Genomic DNA, 8032 nt, shown 5'->3' with positions numbered 1-8032 from the left:
GCTGGAACATAGCGAAGTTCGCGGGTGATTTCTTGCCTGATGACATGCCTCTCATGACCGCAACAAGAACAAACCAGTTCTTCCTCGGGAAGGTGGTATTCGATAATGTTCTCGGGTAAACCGTCAAGGCTCTGACCTCTTTTGCTTTTTTTCTTGGCTCTTTTATGCTCGGTCACCGTAACTTGTTCTGGTTCGGGTGCGAATGGTTCGGCCGAAGCCTCCGCTTCGTTGAAAAGAGAATCGAAGAGCTGCATTTGGTCCTTGTTTGTTTTCTCGCTGCTGGATCCAAAACGTTTGGTTTGCAGGAGCCTCAACTGGGCTTTCAAGTAACCAATTTCGTGAGCGAGAAGTTCCACTTGGGCCTCAGCCTTCAGAGCACGTTCTTGCCAGGTAGATTCAGTTGTGGTCGGGGTTTGCGTAGTGTTTTCCATACTAATAAAGTTCGCGTTTTGAAGCGAAAGTCCTGCAAGAAAAAGAAAAAAGCGCAAAAATAATTTGCGCCTAAACTACGTATTTGGGGGGATTTACGAGACGTTTTTCGATTGGTCTTAACGAGGTCCCCTCCAAGAGCCAACGAAGATCTTGCCAGGTAATATCCAAAGGATTGATTTCCTCACCTTCCTGTGGCCATGGTAGACTGCCTTGCTCCAAGCGGAAGTAATCGAGCCAGAAACCCCGTTCAGACCACTCCAGGATCTTGACTTTGTCTCTCATCCGGTTGCAAAAGGCAAACAGGCAGGGCTCAAAAGGATCTAACTCGAAATCAAGTTGCACGATAGCCGCTAAGCCATTCACAGCTTTACGCATGTCGGTGGCCCCGACAGCGAGATAAACCTTTTGCCTGGGGTGACCAATCAGCATACGGTCATCAGTGAGTTGACCACATCCACTAAGACCTGCTGATTAAAGCCCGGTTCGATGTCCAAAGTGATAGCGCCGAGACGTAGCGATACCCCAGACCCGGAGGCGACCGTGGCCTGCATACTAATCCAGCGGCTACCAACCGATTCCGACACGTTCTTTCGCTGTTTTTGCAACCAGTATCTGAGCTGGTGTACCGGTATATCTTGTTCCTGACACCAGGCTACCTGACTTTGGCCACTAGAGCGAAAGTCTTCGATACGTTCGACCCACAATTCCTGTTTCTGTTTCTCGGTCATTTAAACCAACTCCTTTGCCATTGTAAATCCATTATGGCATCGAGGCTAAAATGCTGGTAGGTGGGTTGGCTTTGACGCTTACCGATGTTGGCCGTACAAGAAACTATGGTCACACGCCCTGCAAGTTTAGCCAGAGCCTACTCTGAGGCCTCAAAAAAAAGAAGCCATCGTTACAGGCTTATTTAAGTGCGCCCATTTTTACCCATAAACAACCATAAATTGGAAATAAGACATAACGAAGGTTTCGATTTCCTTGGATGGACATTCCGGAAATTCAAAGGGAAGCTCATCATCAAACCATCAAAGGACTCCATAAAAACCCTGATAGGTAAATGCTCCAGCATTATTCTAAAAGACGGAAAAGCTAGTAGTCAATCTGACCTCATCCGCCGATTAAACCAAGTGATCAGGGGGTGGGCCAACTATCACAAACATGTTGTGGCTAGCCAAGTCTTCTCCTACGTCAACAACACACTGTATCACCTGTTACAGAAATGGGCTAAGCACCGCCACCCCAACAAAAGCAAATGGTGGCGACTGAACAAATATTGGCATGAAAAAGATGGAAAGAGATGGTTATTTATGTCGGGCGAACAGCACCTCATCGATATGAGAACAATAAAAATCGTCCGGCACCCTAAACTTTCTAGGAATCGCGTCATTATCCTTTTGTCCATGGGAATGTTCTGTTTTAACCAATCATGATTGATGTTATCAAAACAACCCTTGATGTCTCCTTCGAGTACCCATGTTGGAGAGCATTTTCTCGCCAGCACACCAAATATCTATTCGCAGGCATCCTTTGCACTCCTACCTCTACGAAAGCCGAAGGATACGCTGTCTCCAGTTGTTTCAGCTACTGGTTCGAGAGCGAGTGCATAAAGTGTCTGCATTGCGCGGTCATACATTGTGGGAATTCCAAGTGGGCGCTTCTTGCCCTTGTTTTTCTTCTCAATGTATACTCGCCTAAGGGGCTTTGTTTTGTACCGTTTGTCAGTAAGCGCTAAAACTGCTTTCATTTTTGAAGCTGAGGTCGACCAGAGCTTTTTGTCTATCCCAGAGGTGTTCTTCCCCTTATTCGAGGTTACTTTCTTGACCGCATAGGCTTTTGCGTGAAAAGAGTGGGTCAGCAGGTACTGCAGTCTTTTAACAGACACGCCCTCTCTACTTATGATTATAGATTCTTCCTGCGTGTCCGGCAAACCCATTACACTCTAAAAAACGCTAGGCAGATCACCTAGCGTTGACCTACTCGATTGCGCCAAACCAGACTAAACGTCGTGTTAAGTTTCTCCCTTCTTTCTAGCTGTCAAGGTGTGGTCGTCTTGACGCTTACCTTTATTCAAGTACATAGACCAAAACTTTAGAATAGATTAATGATATAGGTTGCAATGGCGAGCGGCAACGTAACAGGTGCCACAAACAGACCCGCCAAAGCAGCAGGTAACAACGAAACAGAAATCGGATTTCCTAGGAAATCTGTCCAAAACTCAACAACATACTTGGTCGCCATACCACCAATTGTTACATTCAGCAAAATGAACAACAACACCCAAAGACGATGTCTCTTCATATCATCCCTCCTCTTTTTGTGGTCAGGCATACATTTTGGCTTGCTGATCAAACATTCGGTAATACTCTCCTCCCAAAGCCATTAGCTCTTTATGGGTGCCTTCCTCAATTATACGTCCAGATTTCATAACAATAATCCTATCAGCTAGTTTAACAGATGATAACCGATGCGACACAAATATGCAGGTCGAATCACCAATAAGTTCTAGAAAACTCTTGATAATTTGCGATTCCGTTATAGGATCCAAAGAAGCAGTAGGTTCATCGAACACCGAAAGCCCATGGTTCCTTCGCAAACACCCTCTAGCAACTGCTATCTTCTGCCACTGTCCATGAGAGAAATCCCTCCCGCCAAATTGTGGTCCTAATTGTTCGTCTAGGCGTGTAATGTAGTCTTCTTCAGCCAGATTTACCTTCTTAAGCACGTCGTATAGTTCGTGATCCTTGTTCATCAATGATACTTCTCCGTACCCTACATTGTGGCGAAGAGAAAGATAGTATTTCGTGAAGTCTTGAAATACCGCTGAGATTTTCGCACAGTTCCCGTCCAGTGATAGTTGTTTTCCAAGTTCTATCGTCCCAGAAGAAGGTTTATACAATCCTAGAATAAGTTTGACTAAGGTTGTCTTGCCGGAACCATTTTCACCTACCAAGACAATTTTTTCGCTAGGACGAACCTTTAATGTAACATCATCCACGGCCAATTGGTGATTATCATGGTAGGAAAACGTAACATCTCTACAGTCAATTTCGACACCATCAGACTCAATTGGGTTACCCAGAGATGCTGGCCGCCTTGTATCAAAAAAACGGCAATAATCAGAGTATAGTTCAATTGAATCGGTATAAGATGAGAAATCGAGAACCAGGTAATATACTGCTCCAGCTAATGCCATTGACGACTGCAAAGCGATAATGACATTCTCGAGCACGAGGCCTCTCGAAATGAGCACGATCGAGACTGAAAGAGCAGGTACTCCGTATTGCATAACAAACCCAATAACCTTCCCAGCTAACTCGCGTACGTTGTGCTTCCTCTGGAGTTTCTGTTTGTAATCCGTATCAAACGCTCGCCATTTTGCCAACATCCAATCATATCTCCTGAGAACCCTCAATTCAGCGACAGTATTCTTAGTCATTAGAGCTGAGGAGTAAGCTCCCAACATCCTTTCTTCTTTCGACGTTCGTCTGAAGCCGTCAAAATAGTACTTACTGAGTCTGGACTGCAAAAGAGCGCAAGTGATCAAAACAGTCACATTTATTACTGGCAGTGCCCAGTTCACGTGGAAAAGCAACAGACACAGCGATACCGCAGTCAGAAACTGGGAAACGAAGGCAGGAACCCTTTCAAACAAATATATCAAACGCACTGGATCAATAGCTTGTTGGGCCCGAACTATCGTATCAGAAAACTCCCTTTTTTCCCTCTGCCGGACATCTGTGGTCATGATGTTGTCAACTAGATCTTCTTTGAGTTCCTTCGCTGCCTTTCTCTTAATGCACAGAGATACTCGCTGAGAAGAAAAAGCCAAAATCTCTCTTCCAACTCGACATATCAATAATAGAATCAACCACTGTATAACCGAATGGAATCCAGAATCAAGGCCCTGCACGATGTATTTTGAGATTTGTGCAATTACGACTACCTCAATAGCTGGCAACACTCCTTGAATTATGGAAAGAATCGCCAAAAGACCTGCGGGAATAGGTTGTATCCTTACAAGCTTGAAAAGCATCCTGCCAAAGCACCGAAGTTTGTTTACCTTAACCGTGTTGAGCAAGTAAATCACCACCTTGTGTACCGCTATACCATTGCGCCTGCGAATCAAACATCTCCCTATAACGACCTTCTTGTGCCATCAACGATTCATGGCTTCCGCTCTCAACTATTTCACCATCATGCAACACCACTATTTCGTCAGCTCTTCTCGCAACTCCGAGACGATGAGTTATTAGGATAATGGTTTTCCCCTTATGCGTGTTCATCAGCGCATCAAATACTTCAATTTCCGAGAGCGGATCTAGGGCAGCTGTAGGTTCATCGAAGATTACAATTTCGGCGGAATCTATAAATGACCTTAGAATGGCTATTCTCTGCCATTGTCCTCCTGAGAGATCAATACCATCAAATTGATTGCCGACGACTAGGTCTAGAACGTCATGGCAATCCAATCCTACTTTGTTAAAGAGAGCCGCAAGATCATCATCCAGGGACAACCTGCCCCCGTCCAGCCCGAAGGCCACATTTTCCTTCAAGGTAAGCCCAAAGTATCGCCCAAACGTCTGCGATATCGATATCACCTTTGGGTCATTACATCCACTGTGATATGGGTCTTCTCCCCTCACCCTAATGCTACCTTTTTCTGGTCTATATAGACCCAACACTATGTTAGCAAGAGTAGACTTCCCCGCACCGTTTTCACCAACCACAGCAACAACCTTACCTTTCTTCACCGCAAGGTCAATGCCAGTTAGAGAGTATGTCTTACCATTGTCATATGTGAAGGAAACATCGCTCAACTCAATTATGTTTTCATGGATGCCCTCACCGCTGGACTCAGAAAACGTGATTTCCGAGTTCTCTCCTAACTTCTCGAAATCACCAAGTAGTTCCAGATGGACCGAAGCCTCGTAGAAATCGCTGACTGCCTTTCCGACATCCTTGATGCTTCCCATTAGGACTGTGAAAGCAGCCAGTACAACCGTAAACTTGCCCGGCGAATCTATATGACCCAGATAAAACGAACTCGCAAGTAACATCATGGTCAGAAGAACTGGAAACGAGTTGAGAACGAGATTAGCATCAATATCCTTTCTTGCCATTGAGATTTGCTCACTCTGAATCTCTCCAAATCTAAAGTCCCATTCGTTCTTTAGGGCGCTGAATAGATTGAAGGTGTGAATCTCTTTCGCGACTTGAGATGAGAATACGAGGTCTTCAATATATGAAAGTTTCCTTTCGCGTTCAATGAGAGCCAACCGTGCCTGATGGCGGGTCTTAAAACGTTTCATGCTTCCAAAAACGGACATTGCCAGACACGATAGCCCAGCCATAATCATGGCGCTAAATGAAGTGGTTCTTAATATAGAAAGATAGGCAATTACCGCAGCCGCCAATGATAGTATCTGAGAGAAATGCATTACCATCCACATTACTGCGCCGCTAGTAACCATCCTAGCAGCTTTCATTTTCTCTTGGAAACTCTGTCTTTCAAACAATAAGAAGTCTGCTCCCTGAACGACATTGAAGAAACGCTCCGAAAGATGTCTTTCCAGGTCATCAGTAAGGCGTTTCTCGGCAACCGCTGATATGAAGCGAAAAGCAGCCGTTAAGACCCCAATACCGATCATTTGTGCAAGCAATGCATATGGATCAGCATCTACCCCATCCTGAAACATAGCGACCACTTGATCAATCAACCTTCCCGAAAAAACCAGGAATGAAGCACCAAGGAATACTGCTCCAACGTTTGCCAGTAAATATACAATAAGGCGAACTGGATTACTCAGGTAGCAGGTCCTTAACCATAAACACAGCCTAGCGATCTTTCTCACATGGACACCTCCGTACGGGATAGGAAATCTCACGGAAACTCTAAACCTGCATGTAAAGCAAAACTGTGGTTCTATAGCCCTGTGTTTCACCCCCACTTTCCCTGACATTCTTCATAAGCAATAGTTTGCGGTCTAGCGAGGTTATGGTCGTATAGACTTTATTATCAGCGTAATTGGGTCTATGCGGCCCTGTACCGGACTTGACTTTTCCAAAACGCCCCAATAATGGACATGTAGGATTACCATTTTATACCATTACTGTCCTGGAGGGGATTTTCTATGCTTGTGTTTTGGCAAAGTCATGCCGAGTATCAGCAATTTGTTACTGAAAGGTGGATCGAACTCTATACTAACCACGCTGGAAATCTCGAATACCATGACGCTTTAATTAGCAAACTTTGGTACCTGGACCTGGATCCGGTTTTAGAATTGCTGGCGCCGTACTATGGCCAAGGTGGACGACCTGCGGTTAATCAACCGCAGATTCTCAGAGCTCTTGTGGCCATGAACCATTACAGGCATGATTCGGTTACCAGCTGGGTTAAAGTCTTGCGAAGTGACCCCGTTCTGGTAATGGCATGTGGGTTTGAGGATGGCCACGATCCGGGCATCGGTACATTCTACGACTTCCTTGACCGCCTATGGCTCGAGGAGCCTCAACAGAAACGTCCTAGAGTAAAGAATCGAAAGCCTCGTAAACCTCAGAAAAAGGGCAAGAAGCTAAAACCGCGTCATGATGGTATTGTGGCCCAAATTGTGGACAAGGCGATGGAAGGTAGAACTGCCCATCATTGTCCACAGAGCCTATTCCAAAAGCTCTTTACCCAGGTTGCCGTCCTTCCTTCCGCACAATTAAAACTTCTTGGGGATACTAATAATCTCACCATTAGTGGGGACGGTACCCCGGTGGAATCTGGCAGTAGCCCCTATGGTAAACCAACATGCACATGCCGAAAGCAAAGGATATTCTCTTGTGATTGCAAACGCATCTATTCAGATCCTGACGCACGATGGGGCTGGGATAGTTACAGTGAAGTCTACTTCTATGGTTATTCCATCTACGTGCGTTTACAGTACCTGTGATGGTAACTATGATCTACCCCTGTTGTTGGACGTCGCTCAAGCAAATAGGCACGATGGACCGTTTTCGGTCTTTTGTCTTAGTCGTCTACGTCAACTTTTACCCGACTTTACCTTTGCCCGGGCAATTTATGATTCCGCCCATGACGCCTATGCGATATACAAACTGCATCATTTCTGGAACATAGCACCCATCATTGACCTTAATCTTGGCAATACGGGTAATCGAAAGTACCCGGATAAGATCATCATCTCCGAAAACGGTGTGCTCATTTACCCCGCAGGCCATAAAATAAGAACAGCTAATTACCATGATTTACCGTAATCGGTGGTCCATCCGGTTCCAGTTCAACGTACCCTTTTTTGGGGCAAGATCAACCACCCGACCAATTTGCTTATGAAGTTGTCAAGGTGCAAAGCGAAACTACTTCATTCCATCACGTTATTGCCGTATATTCCCAGTCAGCGTCTACTTTCCGAGAGATTTCGATGGATGGTTTTTGTATCCTCTACAATCCTATTTCGTCTTAGACCGCAAAAGACGTGTATTCCGGTCATTTCGATCACTGAATATGCTTCAACCCGATCACCGATTCCGGTTCGATCCGATCACCGATTCCGGTTCATGTCGATCAGTGATTCCGGTTCATCCCGATCAGTGATTC

Annotated in this window: 9 protein-coding genes and 1 pseudogene; 3 read left to right on the top strand and 7 right to left on the bottom strand. The window is 45.3% G+C overall.

What is annotated here, in order from left to right; translation table 11 throughout:
- The 3 genes from M0Q40_12160 to M0Q40_12150 form a co-directional block, all read right to left on the bottom strand.
- On the bottom strand, positions 1–488 hold a 488-nt coding region (locus M0Q40_12160), incomplete at its 3' end, for a hypothetical protein (GenBank protein MCK9223348.1).
- 13 nt (positions 489–501) lie between these two features.
- The gene (gene tnpB / locus M0Q40_12155; GenBank protein ID MCK9223347.1) at positions 502–807 is read right to left on the bottom strand and encodes an IS66 family insertion sequence element accessory protein TnpB; all 306 of its coding nucleotides are present in this window, start codon (positions 805–807) and stop codon (positions 502–504) included.
- A gap of 47 nt (positions 808–854) precedes the next feature.
- Positions 855–1160, bottom strand: coding sequence for a hypothetical protein (locus tag M0Q40_12150; protein ID MCK9223346.1), 306 nt, complete (start codon positions 1158–1160; stop codon positions 855–857).
- Positions 1161–1346: 186 nt separating this feature from the next.
- Between M0Q40_12150 and M0Q40_12145 the strand changes: the two genes are divergently transcribed.
- Positions 1347–1865, top strand: coding sequence for a hypothetical protein (locus M0Q40_12145; GenBank protein MCK9223345.1), 519 nt, complete (start codon positions 1347–1349; stop codon positions 1863–1865).
- Here M0Q40_12145 and M0Q40_12140 read toward each other — a convergent pair.
- The 4 genes and pseudogenes from M0Q40_12140 to M0Q40_12125 form a co-directional block, all read right to left on the bottom strand.
- A pseudogene (locus M0Q40_12140) lies at positions 1808–2314 on the bottom strand (reverse transcriptase domain-containing protein). The gene M0Q40_12145 and the pseudogene M0Q40_12140 sit on opposite strands and share 58 nt — an antisense overlap.
- 209 nt (positions 2315–2523) lie before the next feature.
- The gene (locus M0Q40_12135) at positions 2524–2733 is read right to left on the bottom strand and encodes a hypothetical protein (protein MCK9223344.1); all 210 of its coding nucleotides are present in this window, start codon (positions 2731–2733) and stop codon (positions 2524–2526) included.
- Between the two features lie 22 nt (positions 2734–2755).
- On the bottom strand, positions 2756–4513 hold the full coding sequence (locus M0Q40_12130) for an ABC transporter ATP-binding protein/permease (protein ID MCK9223343.1): 1758 nt from the start codon (positions 4511–4513) through the stop codon (positions 2756–2758).
- Entirely contained in the window at positions 4497–6287 is a 1791-nt protein-coding gene (locus M0Q40_12125) for an ABC transporter ATP-binding protein/permease (GenBank protein MCK9223342.1), read from the bottom strand. Before M0Q40_12125 ends, M0Q40_12130 begins: the two co-directional genes overlap by 17 nt.
- 279 nt (positions 6288–6566) lie before the next feature.
- On the opposite strand from M0Q40_12125, the gene M0Q40_12120 reads away from it, so the two are divergent.
- Entirely contained in the window at positions 6567–7370 is an 804-nt protein-coding gene (locus tag M0Q40_12120; protein ID MCK9223341.1) for a transposase, read from the top strand.
- A complete protein-coding gene (locus M0Q40_12115; GenBank protein ID MCK9223340.1) occupies positions 7333–7692 on the top strand; it encodes a hypothetical protein in 360 nt (119 codons plus the stop codon). Before M0Q40_12120 ends, M0Q40_12115 begins: the two co-directional genes overlap by 38 nt.
- Positions 7693–8032 lie beyond the last annotated feature (340 nt).

The sequence above is a fragment of the Limnochordia bacterium genome, from assembly GCA_023230925.1.
In the GTDB taxonomy this organism is placed as follows: Bacteria; Bacillota; Limnochordia; order DUMW01; family DUMW01; genus JALNWK01.
Note: the sequence above shows the minus strand (reverse complement) of the source record. Positions and strands in the feature narration are given on the sequence as shown.

Coding starts and splice junctions, on each gene's coding strand:
- tnpB (MCK9223347.1), bottom strand. CDS start 807: ATGCGTAAAGCTGTGAATGGCTTAGCGGCTATCGTGCAACTTGATTTC.
- M0Q40_12120 (MCK9223341.1), top strand. CDS start 6,567: ATGCTTGTGTTTTGGCAAAGTCATGCCGAGTATCAGCAATTTGTTACT.
- M0Q40_12135 (MCK9223344.1), bottom strand. CDS start 2,733: ATGAAGAGACATCGTCTTTGGGTGTTGTTGTTCATTTTGCTGAATGTA.
- M0Q40_12150 (MCK9223346.1), bottom strand. CDS start 1,160: ATGACCGAGAAACAGAAACAGGAATTGTGGGTCGAACGTATCGAAGAC.
- M0Q40_12115 (MCK9223340.1), top strand. CDS start 7,333: ATGGTTATTCCATCTACGTGCGTTTACAGTACCTGTGATGGTAACTAT.